General features: G+C 58.8%; 2 protein-coding genes. Both read left to right on the top strand.

Annotated features, from left to right (window positions below; all coding sequences use genetic code 11):
- A partial coding sequence (locus tag AC5RWU_RS24650; RefSeq protein WP_493986794.1) for a hypothetical protein occupies positions 1-257 on the top strand: 257 nt, incomplete at its 5' end.
- Positions 254-449 (top strand): winged helix-turn-helix domain-containing protein (locus tag AC5RWU_RS24645; protein ID WP_493986793.1); only part of this gene is annotated, 196 nt, incomplete at its 3' end. The genes AC5RWU_RS24650 and AC5RWU_RS24645, both read left to right, overlap by 4 nt.

Here is a 449-nt window from a genome sequence, read left to right as displayed (position 1 = left end):
TATTTCCGGCCCCGCTTTATGGTTCACACGGGCGCCGGAATGCTTTTTTCTGTCAGGTGAATCGTCCCGTGTCCGGCTCAGATTTTCGGCAAGAAAACCCAAAGATCTACCCAAACCCGCCCGGTTCATTCTTCACCGGTTCTTCTCTGTTGCATCCTCCCGCGGCAGGTCCCGGGATGTTCCGTAGACTCCGGCCCGGTTTGTTTGAAATGCTCTATGCATTCCTGCCGCGCGCGGCTTTCGAAGGAGGATTGTGACGGACGAAGCTGTTCCAGCCGTTGTTGAACCGATTCCCAAATGGCATGAGTTTATGGTTCCGGTTCTTCGGGTGCTGGCCGACGGTCAACCGCGGGTCCGCCGGGACCTGATGGCAGCGGTTCTGGACGAGGCCGGAATGACCGAGGCGCAGCGGGCAGTGATGCTCTCCTCCGGCCAGTCCAAAGCGGAGA

The organism is Arthrobacter sp. B0427-1-12 (genome assembly GCF_059092905.1).
Note: the sequence above shows the minus strand (reverse complement) of the source record. Positions and strands in the feature narration are given on the sequence as shown.